Below are 18,640 nucleotides of genomic sequence, written 5' to 3'. Positions count from 1 at the left end.
CCGCGGCTGATCAGGGGGGCGCGCTCCGGAGCGAGCGCGCCCCCCTGCCCGAGCGCCCCTACCCACCGTCTCCGCAGAGAGCCAGCCCGCCATGCTTCAGTTCATCCTCCGGCGCACGGTCGGCGCCTTCGTCACGCTCTTCCTCATCGGGGCGGCGACGTTCTTCCTCTTCGTGGCCGCACCCTCCGACTACGCCTCCCTGGCCTGCGGCAAGGACTGTTCGCCCCAGCGGCTGGCGGACATCCGGGAGGCCCTCGGGCTCAACCTGCCCCTGGCCCAGCAGTTCTGGGACTTCATGTCCGGCATCGTGACGGGCCGCGACTTCCCCACCGGGCACTGCCCGGCCCCCTGCCTGGGCGTGTCGTTCTACTCGGGGGACATGGTCTGGAGCACCATCACGGACCGGTTCCCGCTGACCCTCACCCTGACCGCCGGCGGCGCGGTCGTCTTCCTCATCATCGGCGTCGGCGCCGGAATGCTCGCCGCCTACCGGCGCGGGACGCTGGTGGACAAGGTCGCCACCGGCGCGTCCATGGTGCTGAGTTCCTTCCAGATCTACTTCCTCGGCCCGATCGTGCTGACGATCCTCGTCTACAGCACCGGCTGGATGGAGGACCCCAAGTACGTGCCCCTCACCCAGGACCCGATCGGCTGGTTCGTCGGGATGTCGATCCCGGTCTGTGTGATGGCCACCATCTTCACCGCGCAGTACACCCGTATGGCGCGCTCCTCGATGATCGAACAGCTCGCCGAGGACCATGTGCGCACCGCCCGGGCCAAGGGCATGTCGCGCAAGTACGTCTTCCTGCGCTACGCCTGGCGCGGCTCGCTCATCCCGATCGTCACCGTGCTCGGCATCGACGTCAGCTCCATGCTGGGCGGCGCTGTCGTCACCGAACTGACCTTCTCCCTCCAGGGAATCGGCCGGCTCGCCGTCGACGGCGCGGTCAACAAGGACCTGCCGCTGACGATGGGGGTCATGCTGTTCGGCGCCTTCTTCATCCTGATCATCAACATCCTGACCGACATCACCTACGCGTGGATCGACCCCCGCATCCGGCTCTCCTAGGAAGAACCAGCCATCGTGACCACAGTGACCAAGGCCGAGGGCGCGCCGGCCCCGACGGGGCCGGACGGATTCCTCTCGGTCCGCGATCTCCAGGTGACGTTCTCCACCGAGGACGGCCCGGTCAAGGCCGTCGACGGCCTCTCCTTCGACCTCCAGCGCGGGAAGACCCTCGGCATCGTGGGCGAGTCGGGCTCGGGCAAGTCGGTCACCAACCTGACGATCCTCGGGCTGCACGACCCGATGTTCACGACGATCGACGGGGAGATCCTCCTCGACGGCAAGGAACTCATCACCGCCACCGAGAAGGAGATGGAGAAGCTCCGCGGCAACCGGGTGGCGATGATCTTCCAGGACCCGCTCACCGCGCTGTCGCCCTTCTACTCCATCGGCCGGCAGATCGCCGAGCCGTACATGAAGCACACGGGCGCCTCGAAGAGGGCTGCCTGGGAACGGGCCGTGGAGATGCTCGCCAAGGTCGGCATCCCCAACCCCGCGGAGCGCGCCCGGGACTACCCGCACCAGTTCTCCGGCGGTATGCGCCAGCGGGCGATGATCGCCATGGCGCTGGTCTGCGACCCGGACCTGCTGATCGCCGACGAGCCGACCACGGCGCTGGACGTGACCGTGCAGGCCCAGATCCTGGACCTGCTCAAGGACCTCCAGCGGGAGTTCGGCACGGGGATCGTCTTCATCACCCATGACCTCGGGGTCATCGCCGACATGGCCGACGACATCATGGTCATGTACGCCGGGCGCGCGGTGGAGCGCGGCACCGTCGACGAGGTGCTCAGGTCGCCCCGCCACCCGTACACCTGGGGCCTCTTGAACTCCATGCCCCGGCTGGACTCCGACCTCGGCACCCCGCTCTCGCCGATCCCCGGCACCCCGCCGAGCCTGCTCACCCCGCCGACCGGCTGCCGCTTCCACCCCCGGTGCACGTTCCGGGACCGGGTCGACGGTGACCGGTGCGTCACCGAGCGCCCGCTGCTCGGACCGGACCGTTCCTCGGCGTGCCATCTGGCCGCGGAGCAGAAACGCACCATCTTCATCGAAGAGATCAGGCCCCGTCTGGGCTAGGAGGACAACCGTCATGAAAGAGGACCTGGTCCTCCCCACCACCCGCGAGGCCGGTGACGACGCGGTGCCGAAGGCGCTGCTGAAGGTCTCGGGGCTGGTCAAGCACTTCCCGGTCAAGGGCGGCTTCCCGATCCGGCGGACGGTCGGCGCGGTGCAGGCCGTCGACGGCCTGGACTTCCAGGTCGCCGAGGGCGAGAGCTTCGGCCTGGTCGGCGAGTCGGGCTGCGGCAAGTCGACCACCGGCCGGCTCATCACGCGCCTGCTGGAGCCCACCAGCGGCACGATCACCTATCGCGGCCGGGACATCAGCCACGCGAACCGCAAGCAGCTGGCGCCGATCCGCTCCGAGATCCAGATGATCTTCCAGGACCCGTACTCGTCGCTGAACCCGCGGCAGACGGTCGGCAAGATCATCTCGGGTCCGATGGAGATCAACGGCATCGATCCGGAGGGCGGCCGGGAGAAGCGGGTCCGCGAACTCCTGGAGATCGTCGGTCTGAACCCCGAGCACTACAACCGCTTCCCGCACGAGTTCTCCGGCGGCCAGCGCCAGCGCATCGGTGTGGCCCGCGCGCTCGCCCTGGAGCCGAAGCTGATCGTGGCCGACGAACCGGTCTCGGCGCTGGACGTCTCCATCCAGGCCCAGGTCGTCAACCTGCTCCAGAAGGTGCAGCGGGAACTGGGCATCGCGTTCGTCTTCATCGCCCACGACCTCGCGATCGTGCGGCACTTCTCACAGCGCGTCGCGGTGATGTACCTCGGCAAGATCATCGAGGTGGGCGACCGCGACTCCATCTACACCCGCCCCCGCCACCCCTACACCCACGCCCTGCTGTCCGCCGTCCCCGAGGTGACCCTGACGGAAGGGGAGGCACCGCAGCGCGAGCGCATCCGCCTCGCCGGCGACGTGCCGTCCCCCATCTCCCCGCCCTCCGGCTGCCGCTTCCGCACCCGCTGCTGGAAGGCACAGGACAAGTGCGCCACCGAGGAACCCCCACTGATCCAGCTCTCGGGCAACCGCGACGGCCACCTGACGGCCTGCCACTTCCCGGAGGACCCCACCATCGAGGCCCGGGCCGAGGACATCGTCCTGGACCCGGCACTGGCGGCACTGGAGGAGGACCAGGCGGGCTAGGGAGTGTTCTTAGTCGAGATCACGGGATCGGTCATTCCCGCTCCAGGAGGGTGCTGGCTGCGGTAGACCGGTCACGTGACTCGTGGTGATCTGACCGATGCCGAGTGGAGTTGATCGAGCCGCACCTGCCGCTGGGGGCGTTCGGACCGATCCCTGACCTGCGTAGCTATCCGCCTGCAACCTTTTCCCCCGTCCGACTGTCTCCTGATCATCAACCGCTCCTGTCTCTGTGGTCCCTGAGAAGTCAATCGGCACAGGAGCGGTCGCACAGAATCATCAGGAGACACTTCATGCGCATTCGCCCCGCAGCCTGCGCGGCACTCCTTGTGGCGTCCCTCGCCCCCGTCCTCACGGCACCTCCCGCCAGCGCGGCGGCGGCCAGGTACGCGGACGACTTCAACGGCGACGGCTACCGCGACTACGCCAGCTACACCTATGAGCAGTACAGCAAGGGCGGCGGCGTCCGGATCACCTTCGGTACCGCCTCCGGACCCGGCACCCAGACCCAGTTGATCACCCAGGACAGCCCCGGTGTCCCCGGCGCCGACGAGACGGAGGACCAGTTCGGCGACGTCCGGGTGCCCGCCGACTTCAACGCCGACGGATACGGGGACCTCGCCGTGTCGGTGTCGCGCGAGGACGTCGACGGACGCACGGACGAGGGCGGCGTCGTCATCCTGTGGGGAAGCGCGACCGGCCTCTCGGGTGGCACCGCGATCCCCAACGCCGGCGCCAAGGTGTCGAACGCCCGCTTCGGCCGCGACCTCGCCGCCGGGGATTTCAACGGGGACGGCAAGAAGGACCTGGCCGCGATCAGCGGGAGCAAGGCCTACGTCTACCGCAGCATCACGCGCACCGGTGTGGCAGGCTCGGTCACCAGCCACGACAAGACGACGAGATTCGCGCCCACGTCCCTGGTCTCGGGCAACATGAACGGGGACTCCAAGACCGATCTGGTGATCATCGGAATCACCGACGAGCCCGACAACTTCGGCACGGACGCGTGGTTCATCAAGGGCGGCTCCCCGCTCAGCGCGGGCAAGACCCTGCGCCTCGTCACGAACTACGGCGACCCCAGCGAGGCGGTGATCGCCGACTTCAACAAGGACGGCTACGGGGACCTCGCGGCGGGCAGCCAGATGTACAACAACTACCAGGGCCGGGTGTCCATCTGGTACGGCTCCTCCACCGGCCCCGCTACCGCCGTCCGTATCACGCAGGCCACCACCAACGTCGCCGGTACCCCAGAGTCCGGCGACCTGTTCGGCTCCTCCGTCTCGGCCGCCGACATCAACGGCGACGGCTACAAGGACCTCGCGATCGGCGTCTACGGAGAGAAGATCAGCCAGGAGACGACCGAGGGCGGCGTCCACGTCCTGCGCGGCAGCGCGAGCGGGATCACCGGCACCAACTCCCAGTGGCTCGCCCGCAACACCGCCGGCGTCCCCGGCGACGTCGCATGGAACGACTGCTTCGGCGAGCCGGTCCGCCTCCGCGACACCAACCGCGACGGCAAGGCCGACCTCTACGTCGGCGCCATCAACGGCTCGCTGCGCTTCCCCGGCACGTCGTCCGGCGTCACCACGACCGGTGTGACCGACGCCGACACCGAACTCATCTGGGGCATGCTCCAGTAGGCCGGGCCTCCCGCCCAGCTGCCTGGGGTTCGCCTTGTTCGTACGAGTGCGCCCGCGTCGTGGCCGCTCGCGCATTTCCCCGCACATTCCCGCTCCAGGAGGGTGCTGGCTGCGGTAGACCGGTCGCGTGACTCGTGGTGACCTGACCGCTGCCGAGTGGGAGTTGATCGAGCCGCACCTGCCGCTGGGGGCGTTCGGACCGATCCCTGACCTGCGTAGCTATTTCAACGCGGTGATGTGGCGGTTCCGTACCGGCAGCCCCTGGCGGGATGTGCCGGACAGCTACGGCTCCTGGTCGACGATCTACGACCGGTTCCGGATGTGGGCGCGTGGCGCGGTCTTCCAGACCCTCATGGACGCGGTGATCGCCGAGGCAGCGGCCCGCGACGATGTCGATCTCAACCTGGCCGGTGTGGACTCGACGGTTGTCCGCGCGCATCACCATGCGGCGGGCATGGTGGTCGAGCCGGAACTCCTTGAGGATCTGGAGAAGGCCGTGGCGGAGGAAAAGGGGCTGCAGCAAAGGGGCAAAACGACCCCGTAGGAGAGGGGTCCGCGGACATGGAGGATCCCGAGCGGGACCAGCGCCGACCGTGCGCCGACGCCGCAGGGCCCGGCTGCGGGCCGCCGAACTGGGCCGCTCCCGGGGCGGGCTGACCAGCAAGGTCCACCTCGCCGTTGAGCGGCACTGCCGTCCGCTGTCCATCATCCTCACCCACGGTCAGGCCGCGGACAGCCCGCGCTTCATCCCCGTCCTCAGGAAGATCAAGGTCCGCGGCCGGGTCGGCCGTCCCAGGACCAGGCCGCACGCAGTGGCCGGCGACAAGGCTTACTCCTCCCGCGCCAACCGTGCCCACCTGCGCAGACGCAACATCAAGGCGGTGATCCCGGAGAAGGCCGACCAGGCCGCCAACCCCAAGAAGAAGGGACACTCCGGCGGCCGCCCGGTCAGCCACGACGCCACGCTCTACAAAGATCGCAACACCGTCGAGCGAGCCATCAACAAGTTCAAGGAGTGGCGGGGGCTGGCCACCCGCTACGACAAGACACCCGAGAGCTACGCCGCCGGGCTCCACCTGCGCGGATCCATCCTCTGGTTACGCAGCCTGCCAGCCCTCCCGTGATCCCGACTCAGAACAGGCCCTAGGGGGCTTCGGCCGGGCCCTGGGCCCGGCGGGCCACCGTGATGATTTCCGGGGACGTGTTCGTCACCGGGCCCCGGCTCCAGTCGCCGTACTGTTCGGTGACCGTCAGGCCCGCCTCCGTGAGGAAGGTCTCCAGCGACTCGGCGTCCAGGAAGCGCAGGGTGCCGTGGTTGACCCGGGGGGCGGGCCAGTGCGGGCCGGCGTAGGTCTCGGTGAAGCGGATCCGGCCCCGCTCCAGGCCCTCGCTCCGCACCTCGTGCCAGACCCGCACCGCAGTGCCGTCGGCGGCGGTGATCTCGTGCACCCGGTCCGGAGTCCAGCGCTCCCACGTACGGGCGCCCGGATTGCGCGTCTCGAACACGAACCGCCCCCCGTCCCGCAGGGCCGCTCGGGCGGCGCGCAGGCAGACCCGGATCTCCTCGTCCGTCAGCAGCTCCTGGAAGGCGTGCCCGGTCATGACGACGAGGTCGAACTCACCCTGCCACCGGCGCACCCGCACATCACCGAGCACCCACTCGACGTCCGGCCGGGCCCGTCGTGCCTGGACGAGCATGGCGGCGGCCGGATCGAGTCCCATCAGTCGCCCCGGGTGCCCTTCGGCCCGGGCCCGCCGCAGTAACTGGCCCGTGCCGCACCCGATGTCCAGCACGGAGCCGGCCTCCCGCAGCAGGCCGAGGTAGAAGTCGTCACCCGGTCCCCAGGGGTTGAGGCTGTCGTACAGCGAGGCGAGCGAGAGATCGGCAAAGACGTGATCCACCACCGCGGCAGTGTGACACACCTTGTTGAACGGTGCGTCAGGAACGACTTACTTCCCGAAGTCCTCCGACCGACACGGCCGTTGAGGCGGCGGCTCGGAATGCGGGGGCCTGGGGTGCCGGGGGCTCGGAATGCGGGGGGGAGGGGGGAGGAGGAGGGGGCCGGGACGCGGGGGACCCGGGGCGCGGAGGCCCGAGGCGCGGGAGCCTCAAACGCGGAGGCCTGGACAGCGGAAGCCCCGAACGCGGGGGCCCCGAACGCCGGAGCCCCCGAACGCGGAAGAGGGCCCGTGCCTGGGGAGGCGCGGGCCCTCGTCCCCGGGAGCGGACGATCTTGGGCTCGGGTCAATGGGCCGTGAAAGTCCGTTCCGCAAGGGGGCGGCCGACGGAAAGGGGTGTGTCAGGCCGCCGCCTCGGGGTCCTTGGAGAGGCGCGGAGCGGGGACGGTGTCCGCCGTCTCCGGGTAGTGGCACGCCGTCAGATGACCCGGCTTGTTGCCCTCCACCCGCACCAGCGGCGGTGCCTCCGTGGCGCACTTCTCGGTCGCCTTCCAGCACCGCGTGCGGAAGCGGCAGCCGGAGGGCGGGTTGATCGGCGACGGCACATCACCGGTCAGGCGGATGCGCTCACGCGGCTCCTCGTCCACCGTCGCCTCGGGCACGGCGGAGAGCAGAGCCCGCGTGTAGGGGTGGCGCGGGTTGTCGTACAGATCCTCGCGGTCGGCGATCTCGACGATCTTACCCAGGTACATGACCGCGACGCGCTGTGAGAAGTGCCGCACGATCGCGAGGTCGTGGGCGATGAAGACGAACGCGATGCCGAGTTCCCGCTGCACCTTCTGGAGCAGGTTGACGACCTGGGCCTGGATGGAGACGTCCAGCGCGGAGACCGGCTCGTCGGCCACGATCAGCTTAGGCTCCAGGGCGAGCGCGCGGGCGACACCGATGCGCTGGCGCTGGCCGCCGGAGAACTCGTGCGGGAAGCGGTTGTAGTGCTCGGGGTTCAGGCCGACGATCTCCAGGAGTTCGCGGACCCGCTTCTCCTGCCCACCGGGCGGGTTGACGCCGTTGATCTCCATCGGCCCGGAGATGATCTTGCCGACCGTCTGCCGCGGGTTCAGCGAGGCGTAGGGGTCCTGGAAGATCATCTGGATCTCGGACCGGATCGGCGCCAGCTGCCTGCGGTTGGCGTGCGTGATGTCCTGACCCCGGTAGGTGATCTTGCCACCGGTCGGTTCCAGCAGGCGCGTGATGAGCCGGCCGGTGGTCGACTTGCCGCAGCCCGACTCGCCGACCAGACCCAGGCTCTCGCCCTCGGCGACCTGGAAGTCCAGGCCGTCGACGGCCTGCACGGCGCCGACCGTCCGCCGGATCGGGAAGCCGCCCTTGATCGGGAAGTGCTTCGTCAGCCCGGAGACGTCCAGGAGGGGGTTCGTGTTGCTCATGATCGTGAAGTCCCGTCTCGTGTCCGTCAGTGGTGCCGGGTTCCGGCGAAGTCGGCGAAGAGTTCCCGCTTCTGTTCCGCGGTGAGGTGGCAGGCGGCGCCGCGGCCGTCGGCCACCTCCAGCAGCGGGCTCTCCTGGGAGCACAGCCCGCCCGCGACCTTCTCGGCGAAGGCGCACCGGGGGTGGAAGCGGCAGCCGGACGGCGGGTTGAGCAGCGAGGGCGGCGAACCGGGGATCGGCGTCAGCGGCACGTCCACCGGTCCGTGCAGGCTCGGCATCGAGCCCAGCAGACCCAGCGTGTAGGGGTGCTGCGGGTCGCGCAGCACCTCCTCCTTGGTGCCCCGCTCCACGCACCGGCCGCCGTACATCACCAGCACGTCGTCGGCGATGTCGGCGATGACGCCGAGGTCGTGCGTGATGAAGATGATCGCGGTGCCGAACTCCTGCTGGAGGTCCTTGAGCAGGTCCATGATCTGCGCCTGGACCGTCACGTCCAGGGCGGTGGTCGGCTCGTCCGCGATCAGCAGTTCGGGGTCGCAGACCAGCGCCATGGCGATCATCGCGCGCTGGCGCATACCGCCCGAGAACTGGTGCGGGTAGTCGTCCACCCGCATGTCCGGCTGCGGGATGCCGACCCGCCGCAGCATCTCGATCGCGCGCTTGCGCGCCTCGGACTTGGAGCAGCCCGTGTGCTTGCGGTAGGTCTCGCCGATCTGGGTGCCGATCGTGTGGTACGGCGACAGGGATGCCAGCGCGTCCTGGAAGATCATGGACATCTTGTTGCCGCGCAGCCGCTCCAGCTCCCGCTCGGAGGCGGTGAGCAGCTCCTTGCCGTCCAGCACGATCTCGCCCTCGATCGCGGTGCGGTCGCGGTCGTGGAGGCCCAGGATCGTCAGGTTGGTGACGGACTTGCCGGAGCCCGACTCGCCGACGATGCCGAGTGTCTGGCCCTTGACGAGGTCGAAGCTGAGTCCGTCGACGGCCTTGACGATGCCGTCCTCGGTGGAGAAGTGGACCCTGAGGTCCTTGATGGAGAGGAACGGCTGCTGATCGGTGCTCGTCACGGGGACGCTCCTGGGGGGTGATGCGAGGTGGCGCCGGGTGGGGCGGGTGGGAAGGGACGGCGGGGCGGAGGTCAGGCGAGCCGGATCCGCGGGTCGATGAGGGCGTAGACGGCGTCCACGATGATGTTGAAGAGCACGATCGCGCCGGCGGACAGCAGGGTCACGCCCAGCACCATGGGCAGGTCGCTCTTGTCCACGGCGTCCACCGCGAGTCGGCCGACGCCCTGGAGGCTGAAGGTGTACTCGGTGATGATGGCGCCGCCGATCAGCGTGCCCAGGTCGATGCCGAAGACCGTGACGATGGGACCCATCGCACCACGCCAGGCGAACCGGAAGAAGACGCTGCGCGAGGAGAGACCCTTGGCGCGGGCGGTGCGCACGTAGTCCTCGCTGAGCTGCTCGACCAGCTGGGAGCGGGACATACGGGTGTAGTTCGCGGTGAAGATGATCGCGAGCACCAGCCAGGGCAGCAGCAGGCCGGAGGCCCACTCGACGGGGTTCTCGGTGATGGGCGTGTACGACGGGTTGTCGAGGATGTCGAGCTTCGCGACGAGGAAGTACATCGCGATGTAGCCGATGAAGTAGATCTGCAGCGACGAGCCGAGCAGCGAGGCGGAGCTGGCCAGCTTGTCCTGCCACTTGCCCTGCTTCACGGCGGCGATCATGCCGGCGCCGACGCCGAGCACCAGGAACACGATCGCCGAGCCGAACGCCAGCGAGAGGGTCAGCGGCAGCCGGTCCAGGATGGTGCCGAGGACGGGCTCGCGGTTGGCGAACGAGTAACCGAGGCAGGGGGCGCTGCAGTCACCGAAGTCCCCGTAGCTGCGTCCGACGAAGATGCCCTTCAGCCAGTACCAGTACTGGACCGGGACCGGGTGGTCGATGCCCAGGTTGTGCCGGACCTGCTTGAGCAGGTCGGGCGTGCAGTTCTTGCCGCACGACAACTGGGCGGGGTCACGCGGGATGGCGTAGAAGAGCCAGAAGGTGACGGCGCTGATGATCAGCAGGATCACCAGCGCGCCGATGACTCGGCGGACAAGGAAGCGGAGCATGGGGCGTGACTTTCCGGACGGGGCGCCGTCGCCGGGGTGAGGGGTGGGCCGGAGGGGGCGGCCGGGTCGTGGCCGCCCCCCGGGAACGATCGCGCTTACTTCTTGGCGTACAGCTTGCAGAGGGCGATGCAGGTGTTGCCGGCGTCGAACACGACGTTGCCGACCTTGGAGCCGTGCATCCAGTTGCGGATGGAGTGGTAGTCCGGGACGACCGCCGCCAGCTCCATGATCTGGCGGTCGACCTTGCCCCAGGCCTTGTTGGCCTCCTCCGGGTCGGCGATCTTCGCCGCGGCGTCGATCGCCTTGTTGACGCCCGGGTCGTTCAGCTGGGCGTAGTTGCTGCGGCCGTCGCCGATGTTCTTGCCGCTCCAGCAGGGATAGAACACCGAGTAACCGTTCGGCCAGTCGGGGCTCCAGCCGGCGGCGAACAGGTCGAAGTCGTTGTCGATCTTGCCGATCTGCGTGTAGAAGGTCGACTTGTCGATCTGCTTGTTGACGACCTCGAAGCCGGCGGCCTCCAGCGCGTTCTTGATCGCGACGGCCTGCTTCACGGCGTTGTCCGACTGCTGGTAGGCGATGACCAGCTTCTGGCCGAGCTTGCCGGCCTCCTTCAGCAGCGCCTTGGCCTTGGCCGGGTCGCCACCGGGCTTGGTGCTCGCGCCGTACAGGTCGAACTTCTCGTAGCCGGGGGTGACCGGGCTGAGGATGGTGGTGGCCACCTCGGTGCTGGCCTTGCCGCCGCGGATGGTCTGGAGCTGCTGGTGCGGCCACGCCCAGTTGATGGCCTGGCGGACCTTGACGTCCTTGATACGGGTCATGTTGATCGGCCAGTAGTAGGTGACCGTGTCGACCTGGGTGAGGACGCGCTGCTTCAGCTTGGCGTTGGTGAGGACCTGCGCGATGCGCTCCGCCGCCACCTCGTTGAAGATCGCCATCGCGTACTGGTCGTTGCCGCGGTCCGCGATGAAGCGGTCGGTCGAGGCGATGGGCTGGAAGCCGAACTGGAAGACGAACTTGTCCGGGTAGGCGTTGCGGATCGAGTCCGTCTTCGGGTCCCAGTGCTCGTTGCGCACGTAGGTCATCGACTTGCCGATGCTGCGGCTGTCGATCTTGTACGGGCCGCAGGAGAACGGGCGCTTGTCGTACTTCTCCTTGGTGTCGTGCTTCTTCGGCACCAGGGAGTAGCCGCGCATGGCGAGCGTGTAGTTGAAGTCGGTGCGCGGCTCGGTGAGGCGGAAGGTGATCGTCCGGCCGGAGATCTCGATGGAGTCGAGCTTCTTGCCGCTGTACGGGCCCTTGTACTTGTCACCGCCGACCAGCCACTGCTGGACGTAGCGCGGACCCTCGGTGACGAACGAGGCGAAGAGGCGCTCGAAGGTGTGGCGGACGTCGTCCATGGAGAGGTCGGAACCGTCCTCCCACTTGATGCCGTCCTTGATCGTGAACGACCAGGTCCGGCCGCCGTCCTTCATGGTGCCCGCGTCGGTGGCCGCGTCGCCGACCAGGGTGCAGCCACCCTTGTCGTCGATCTTGTAGCCGGTCAGACCACGCATGATCGGGACGGTGATGGCGCCCTCGGTGGAGACGTAGATCTGCGCCGGGTCCAGGTGGTCCATGTCGAACTGGTCGAGCGAGTAGAGCGTCCCGCCCTTGACCGCGCCCGGGACCTCGGGGGCCGGGCCGGTGGAGTCGGCCTTGGTGCCGACCGGGATGTTCACGGTCTTGGCGCCGCTGACCGACGGCACCTTGCTGCCGGAGCCGCCCTTGTCGTCACCGCTGCCGCAGGCGCTCAGCACGGTCGTGGAGGCCGCTGCCACACCGGTGGCGATCAGGAAGTTTCTACGGGAAAAAGACATGCTGAGCCTGCCTATAGGGGTCAATACGGACGGACACAACCAGCCGGACGTCATCGAACCGGGCCGGGAGAACGAAGTTGCTCGCTAGCGCTTGGACTTGGGGTCGAGCGCGTCACGCACGGAGTCGCCGAGAAGGTTGAAGGCGAGGACGAAGATCACCATGGACAGGCCCGGGAAGAGCATGAAGGTGAGGTCCTGGGAGTAGAACTGGGCTCCTCGCTGGATCATCACGCCCCAGTCCGGGGTCGGGTCGATGATGCCGACGCCGAGGAAGGCCAGGCCGGCCTCGGCGGTCACGAAGGCCGGGAGCAGCAGCGTCGACTGGATGATGATCGGCGTCCAGAGGTTGGGCAGCAGCTCCTTGAACACGATGCGCCGCGGGGACGCGCCCGTGACCTTGGCGGCTTCGATGAACTCCCGCTCACGCAGACCGAGTACCTGGCCGCGCAGCAGGCGGGCGATGGAGGCCCAGCCGAAGGCGGACAGGACGAGGATGAGAGAGGTGGCCCGCAGCCAGGTCGGGATGTTGTCGTCGTCGGCGACGAAAAGACCGTAGACGACCGGCATGAAGGCGATGAAGAACAGCGTGGACGGGAACGACAGCAGGATGTCGATGACCCGGCTGACGAGGTAGTCGGTCCGACCGCCCAGGTAGCCCGCGGTGACGCCGATGACCACGCCCAGGAGGGTGGTGAGCAGGGTGGCGGCCGTGGCGATGCCCAGCGAGGTCCGGATGCCGTACAGCAGGAACGTGAAGACGTCCCGGCCGAGCTGCGGCTCGATGCCGAACCAGAACTGCGAGCTGATGCCGCCGTTCGGCCCCGCGGGGTACGAGAAGGCGTCGAGCAGGTCAGGGTTCTCGCTCGCGTAGGTCGTGTACGGGTTCTTGCCGTACAGCTTCGCTATCAGCGGTGCCGCGATCGCGATCACGAAGAAGAAGATCACGACATAGGCGGATATGACGCCCGTCTTGTCGCGCTTGAAGCGCTTCCAGGCAAGCCGTCCCGGAGAGCGGCCTTCGCTGCCCTTGGAACCGTCCGAAGCGGTCGACTTCTCGACAGTCTCGTCGGTCACCTCAAGCGGGGCAGCCGCGGATGGAGTTGGGGGGGTCATGGTGCTCCTGGCCCAAGGGAGGGTCTGATGACTCCGCAGGGCGCTCCCCTACGGGCTACGCCGGACTTTTTCAACGCAATTCATTCAAGGTCAATAAATTCTCGGTCGCCTTGGTTGTCTCTTTACCTTCTTTGCTCGTCCTTGATCATTCCGTAGCTACGCGGGTAGCGCGCCGTAATCAATCCGTGTCTCACGTCGGGCTAATTGGACTAATCGGGCAAGGGGTTCGATATGCGGACGGTGGAGTGTCGACATGCGTACATCGGAACGTCGTAATCCAACGTTTCGGCATCGTTGCGCGAAGATCTATTGCGCTTCCCGCGCAAGATCACCAAGCCCCCTGGGGGTGGTGACTGCATACGGGTGGCGTGCCCCCCCAAAGGCCCCTCAGTTGGGCAGCGTACAGGCGCTATGCGCGGTATGAGTCGATATTGTCCGATAATGATCAACGCTCATGGAGGAGGCGCGCCATGCGTGGAGGCACGCACGCCCGATGGGCCGCCGGCGCGGTGGCGCTGGCGCTCGCGGCCACGGGCTGCGGGGGCAGCGGTTCGAGCGGCGGCGCGGTGCTCAGCTCCTCCTGGGGTGACCCGCAGAACCCGCTGGAGCCGGCCAACACGAACGAGGTGCAGGGCGGCAAGGTCCTGGACATGATCTTCCGGGGCCTGAAGAAGTACGACCCGAAGACCGGCAAGGCCCAGGACTGGCTGGCCCGGTCCATCAAGACCGAGGACTCGCGGAACTTCACCATCGAGGTGAAGGACGGCTGGACCTTCTCCAACGGCGAGAAGGTGACGGCCCGGTCCTTCGTGGACGCCTGGAACTACGGGGCGAGCCTGAGGAACAACCAGAAGAACGCCTACTTCTTCGGTTACATCGACGGCTACGACAAGGTCCACCCCGTCAGCGGCGAGCAGAGCGCCGACACGCTGTCCGGGCTGAAGGTGGTGGACGACCACACCTTCACCGTCAAGCTCAACCAGAAGTTCTCCGGCTTCCCCGACACGCTCGGCTACGCGGCCTTCGCCCCGCTGCCCCGCGCGTTCTTCACCGACCACGCGGCCTGGGTGAAGAAACCGGTCGGCAACGGCCCGTACACCATCGAGTCCTACACCAAGGGCTCGCAGATGTACCTGAGGAGGTGGGACGGCTACCACGGCCGGGACAAGGCGCGGAACGACGGCGTGACCCTCATGGTCTACACCGACAGCAACACCGCCTACACCGACCTCCTGGCCGGCAACCTCGACCTCGTGGACGACGTGCCCGCCGCCCAGCTGAAGAACGTCAAGGGCGACCTGGGCGACCGCTACATCAACACCCCGGCGGGCATCATCCAGACCCTCGCCTTCCCGTTCTACGACAAGGCCTGGAACAAGCCCGGCTCCGAGAAGGTCCGCACCGGCCTGTCGATGGCGATCAACCGCGCGCAGATCACCGACACCATCTTCCGGAGGACCAGGACCCCGGCCACCGACTGGACCTCACCGGTCCTCGGCACGGCCGGCGGCTTCAAGGACGGCCTGTGCGGCAAGGCCTGCGACTACGACCCGGACGAGGCCAAGAGGCTGATCAAGGAGGGCGGCGGCATCCCCGGCGGTCAGGTCAAGATCACGTACAACGCGGACACGGGCTCGCACAAGGAGTGGATCGACGCGGTGTGCAACTCCATCAACAACGCCCTCGGCAACGACAAGGCCTGCGTCGGCAACCCGGTCGGCACCTTCGCCGACTTCCGCAACCAGATCGGGCAGCACAAGATGACCGGCCCCTTCCGGGCGGGCTGGCAGATGGACTACCCGCTCATCCAGAACTTCCTGCAGCCGCTGTACTACACGGGCGCCTCCTCCAACGACGGCAAGTGGTCCGACAAGGACTTCGACAAGCTCGTGAACCAGGCCAACGCCGAGACGGACACCACCAAGGCGGTCTCCACCTTCCAGAAGGCGGAGGAGGTCGTGCGGGACCACATGGCCGCGATCCCGCTCTGGTACCAGAACGGCAGCGCCGGCTACTCCGACCGGCTGTCCCACGTGGCGCTCAACCCCTTCAGCGTCCCGGTCTACAACGAGATCAAGGTCGGCTGAGCCGCCATGGGGCGCTATGTCCTCCGGCGGCTGATCCAGATGATCCCCGTGTTCGGCGGGGCCACGCTGCTGATCTTCGTGATGGTGAACGTGATGGGCGATCCCATCGCCGGCCTGTGCGGGGAACGGGCCTGCGACCCTGCGACGACCGCCCAGCTGGAGAAGCAGTTCGGCCTCGACAAGCCGTTGTGGCAGCAATACCTGACCTACATGGGCAACGTCTTCACCGGCGACTTCGGTACGGCGTTCAACGGGCAGCCGGTCACCGAGCTGATGGCCACGGCATTTCCGGTGACCGTCCGGCTGACCATCGTGGCCGTCTTCTTCGAGATCGTCATCGGCATCACGCTGGGTGTCGTCACCGGACTCAGGCGCGGCCGGCCCGTCGACACCGGTGTGCTCCTCGCCACCCTCGTCGTGATCTCCGTCCCGACCTTCGTCACCGGTCTGCTGCTGCAACTGCTGCTCGGCATCAAGTGGCAGTGGATCAGGCCCTCGGTCCGCAGCGGCACCTTCGGCGAGCTGATCGTGCCGGGTCTGGTCCTGGCCTCCGTCTCGCTCGCCTACGTCACCCGGCTGACCCGTACCTCGATCGCCGAGAACAGGCGGTCGGACTACGTCCGTACGGCGGTCGCGAAGGGGCTGCCCCGGCGCCGGGTCATCGTCCGGCACCTGCTGCGCAACTCCCTGATCCCGGTGGTGACGTTCATCGGCACCGACATCGGGGCGCTGATGGGCGGGGCGATCGTGACCGAGCGGATCTTCAACATCCACGGCGTCGGCTACCAGCTCTACCAGGGCATCCTGCGGCAGAACACCCAGACGGTCGTCGGCTTCGTGACGGTGCTGGTGCTGGTCTTCCTGGTCGCCAACCTCCTCGTCGACCTCCTGTACGCCGTACTCGACCCGAGGATCCGCTATGCCTGAACAGCCCTACGAGCCCGAGGGCGCGATCGCCGGCACCGGCATGGGCGGGGCGATGGACCTCGGCGCGAGCGAGGCCGTCACGCTGGAGAAGACGCCAGGAGGGCCGGAAGGCACGGGGCCGGCCGGCCGACCGCGCTCCCTGTGGTCCGACGCCTGGCGGGAGCTGTGCCGCAACCCGGTCTTCATCGTCTCCGCCCTGGTCATCCTCTTCCTGGTCTTCATCTCCCTGTGGCCGTCGGCGATCGCCCCCGGCAGCCCCCTGAAGTGCGACCTCGCCAAGGCCCAGGACGGCCCGGGACCGGGTGCGCCCTTCGGGTACGACGGACAGGGCTGCAACGTCTACACGCGCACCGTCTACGGGGCCCGTACGTCCGTCACGGTCGGCGTGTGCGCCACGCTGGGAGTGGCACTCCTCGGCTCGGTGCTGGGCGGGCTCGCGGGGTACTTCAGCGGCGTCTGGGACTCGGTCCTGTCCCGGATCACCGACATCTTCTTCGCGATCCCGGTGGTCCTCGGCGGTCTGGTCCTGCTCTCGGTGGTGACCTCCAATACGGTCTGGCCGGTCATCGGGTTCATGGTGCTGCTCGGCTGGCCGCAGATCTCCCGGATCGCGCGCGGCTCGGTGATCACCGCCAAGCAGAACGACTACGTCCAGGCCGCCCGCGCGCTGGGCGCCTCCGACTCCCGCATCCTGCTGCGGCACATCACCCCGAACGCCGTCGCACCGGTGATCGTGGTCGCGACCATCGCGCTGGGCACCTACATCGCCCTGGAAGCGACCCTGTCCTACCTCGGCGTGGGCCTCAAACCCCCCAGCGTGTCCTGGGGCATCGACATCTCCGCCGCCTCCCCCTACATCCGCAACGCCCCGCACGCCCTGCTGTGGCCCTCCGGCGCCCTGGCGGTGACGGTGCTGGCGTTCATCATGCTCGGCGACGCGGTCCGCGACGCCCTCGACCCGAAGCTGAGGTGACGTTCACCGTGCTCCTCGAAGTCCGGGACCTCCACGTGGAGTTCCACACCCGCGACGGCATCGCCCACGCCGTCAACGGCGTCAGCTACGCCGTCGACGCGGGGGAGACCCTCGCCGTGCTCGGCGAGTCCGGGTCCGGGAAGTCCGTCACCGCGCAGGCCGTCATGGGCATCCTCGACACGCCCCCGGCCAGGATCACCGGCGGGGAGATCGTCTTCGACGGCCGCGATCTGCTGACGTTGTCCGCCGAGGAACGCCGCAGGGTACGTGGCCGGCAGATGGCGATGATCTTCCAGGACGCGTTGTCCGCCCTCAACCCGGTGATGACCGTGGGGGATCAGCTGGGGGAGATGTTCGTCGTCCACCGGGGCATGTCGAGGAAGGACGCGCGGGCCAGGGCCGTCGAGCTGATGGAGCGGGTGCGGATTCCGGCCGCCGCCCAGCGCGTCCGCGACTACCCGCATCAGTTCTCGGGCGGGATGCGCCAGCGCATCATGATCGCCATGGCGCTGGCCCTGGAACCGGCCCTCATCATCGCCGACGAGCCCACCACCGCCCTCGACGTCACCGTCCAGGCCCAGGTCATGGACCTTCTCGCCGAGTTGCAGCGCGAGTACCGCATGGGACTCATCCTCATCACCCACGACCTGGGCGTGGTGGCCGACGTCGCGGACCGGATCGCGGTGATGTACGCGGGCCGGATCGTGGAGTCCGCCCCCGTCCACGACCTCTACAAGGCCCCGGCCCACCCCTACACCCGGGGCCTGCTCGACTCCATCCCCCGCCTGGACCAGAAGGGCCGGCAGCTCTACGCCATCAAGGGCCTGCCACCGAACCTGACCCACATCCCGCCCGGCTGCTCCTTCCACCCCCGCTGCCCCATGGCCAGGGACGTCTGCCGCACCGACGAACCCCCGCTCTACGAGGTGTCCGACGACCGGGGCAGCGCCTGCCACTTCTGGAGGGAGTGCCTCGATGGCCCCGACCACTGAGCCCCTCCTTGAAGTGACCGGCCTGATCAAGCACTACCCGCTCACCCGGGGTGTCCTGTTCAAGAAGCAGATCGGCGCGGTCAAGGCCGTCGACGGCGTCGACTTCACCCTCGTGAAGGGCGAAACCCTCGGCATCGTCGGCGAATCAGGATGCGGCAAGTCCACCGTCGCCAAACTCCTGTGCAACCTGGAACAACCCACCGCCGGCACCATCAAGTTCAAGGGCGAGGACATCACCCGGCTCTCCGGCAAGGCGTTGAAAGCGGTCCGCCGCAACATCCAGATGGTCTTCCAGGACCCCTACACCTCCCTCA

General features: G+C 68.0%; 15 protein-coding genes and 1 pseudogene. 10 read left to right on the top strand and 6 right to left on the bottom strand.

All coding sequences use genetic code 11. From position 1 onward, the window contains the following. The first annotated feature begins 91 nt into the window (after positions 1–91). The 5 genes and pseudogenes from ACZ4WH_RS18210 to ACZ4WH_RS18190 all read left to right on the top strand — a co-directional run bounded on the left by ACZ4WH_RS18210 (position 92) and on the right by ACZ4WH_RS18190 (position 6,042). Complete coding sequence (locus ACZ4WH_RS18210; protein ID WP_468181510.1) at positions 92–1,069, top strand: ABC transporter permease; 978 nt, start codon at positions 92–94, stop codon at positions 1,067–1,069. 15 nt (positions 1,070–1,084) lie between these two features. Further along, positions 1,085–2,146 carry an ABC transporter ATP-binding protein gene (locus ACZ4WH_RS18205; protein WP_468181508.1) on the top strand — a complete coding sequence of 354 codons (1,062 nt, stop codon included), beginning with the start codon at positions 1,085–1,087 and terminating at the stop codon, positions 2,144–2,146. 13 nt (positions 2,147–2,159) lie between these two features. Then, entirely contained in the window at positions 2,160–3,281 is a 1,122-nt protein-coding gene (locus ACZ4WH_RS18200) for an ABC transporter ATP-binding protein (RefSeq protein WP_468181506.1), read from the top strand. 290 nt (positions 3,282–3,571) lie between these two features. Next, complete coding sequence (locus ACZ4WH_RS18195; RefSeq protein WP_385513668.1) at positions 3,572–4,918, top strand: FG-GAP and VCBS repeat-containing protein; 1,347 nt, start codon at positions 3,572–3,574, stop codon at positions 4,916–4,918. Between the two features lie 127 nt (positions 4,919–5,045). Next, positions 5,046–6,042: pseudogene (locus ACZ4WH_RS18190) on the top strand (IS5 family transposase). 19 nt (positions 6,043–6,061) lie between these two features. Here ACZ4WH_RS18190 and ACZ4WH_RS18185 read toward each other — a convergent pair. The 6 genes from ACZ4WH_RS18185 to ACZ4WH_RS18160 form a co-directional block, all read right to left on the bottom strand. Beyond that, complete coding sequence (locus ACZ4WH_RS18185; RefSeq protein ID WP_468181504.1) at positions 6,062–6,823, bottom strand: class I SAM-dependent methyltransferase; 762 nt, start codon at positions 6,821–6,823, stop codon at positions 6,062–6,064. 395 nt (positions 6,824–7,218) lie between these two features. Then, positions 7,219–8,262: an ABC transporter ATP-binding protein gene (locus tag ACZ4WH_RS18180; protein ID WP_468181503.1), complete on the bottom strand. Its 1,044-nt coding sequence runs from the start codon at positions 8,260–8,262 to the stop codon at positions 7,219–7,221. A 26-nt stretch (positions 8,263–8,288) separates the two neighbouring features. Then, complete coding sequence (locus ACZ4WH_RS18175; RefSeq protein ID WP_468181502.1) at positions 8,289–9,326, bottom strand: ABC transporter ATP-binding protein; 1,038 nt, start codon at positions 9,324–9,326, stop codon at positions 8,289–8,291. Positions 9,327–9,397: 71 nt separating this feature from the next. Next, positions 9,398–10,378: an ABC transporter permease gene (locus ACZ4WH_RS18170; protein ID WP_468181501.1), complete on the bottom strand. Its 981-nt coding sequence runs from the start codon at positions 10,376–10,378 to the stop codon at positions 9,398–9,400. A 95-nt stretch (positions 10,379–10,473) separates the two neighbouring features. After that, on the bottom strand, positions 10,474–12,234 hold the full coding sequence (locus ACZ4WH_RS18165; protein WP_468181499.1) for an ABC transporter substrate-binding protein: 1,761 nt from the start codon (positions 12,232–12,234) through the stop codon (positions 10,474–10,476). Positions 12,235–12,318: 84 nt separating this feature from the next. After that, positions 12,319–13,308, bottom strand: a complete 990-nt coding sequence (locus tag ACZ4WH_RS18160) for an ABC transporter permease (RefSeq protein WP_468181497.1) — start codon at positions 13,306–13,308, stop codon at positions 12,319–12,321. 509 nt (positions 13,309–13,817) lie between these two features. Between ACZ4WH_RS18160 and ACZ4WH_RS18155 the strand changes: the two genes are divergently transcribed. The 5 genes from ACZ4WH_RS18155 to ACZ4WH_RS18135 form a co-directional block, all read left to right on the top strand. Further along, the gene (locus ACZ4WH_RS18155; RefSeq protein WP_468181495.1) at positions 13,818–15,434 is read left to right on the top strand and encodes a peptide ABC transporter substrate-binding protein; all 1,617 of its coding nucleotides are present in this window, start codon (positions 13,818–13,820) and stop codon (positions 15,432–15,434) included. Between the two features lie 6 nt (positions 15,435–15,440). Further along, on the top strand, positions 15,441–16,361 hold the full coding sequence (locus ACZ4WH_RS18150; RefSeq protein WP_468181494.1) for an ABC transporter permease: 921 nt from the start codon (positions 15,441–15,443) through the stop codon (positions 16,359–16,361). Continuing rightward, positions 16,354–17,334, top strand: a complete 981-nt coding sequence (locus ACZ4WH_RS18145) for an ABC transporter permease (protein WP_468181491.1) — start codon at positions 16,354–16,356, stop codon at positions 17,332–17,334. Before ACZ4WH_RS18150 ends, ACZ4WH_RS18145 begins: the two co-directional genes overlap by 8 nt. An 8-nt stretch (positions 17,335–17,342) precedes the next feature. Then, on the top strand, positions 17,343–18,326 hold the full coding sequence (locus ACZ4WH_RS18140; RefSeq protein WP_468181488.1) for an ABC transporter ATP-binding protein: 984 nt from the start codon (positions 17,343–17,345) through the stop codon (positions 18,324–18,326). Then, the coding region (locus tag ACZ4WH_RS18135; RefSeq protein ID WP_468181486.1) for an ATP-binding cassette domain-containing protein at positions 18,310–18,640 on the top strand (331 nt) is incomplete at its 3' end. The genes ACZ4WH_RS18140 and ACZ4WH_RS18135, both read left to right, overlap by 17 nt.

The sequence above is a fragment of the Streptomyces sp. NPDC029138 genome (assembly GCF_055564375.1).
This window is presented reverse-complemented; position numbering and strand designations above follow the sequence as displayed.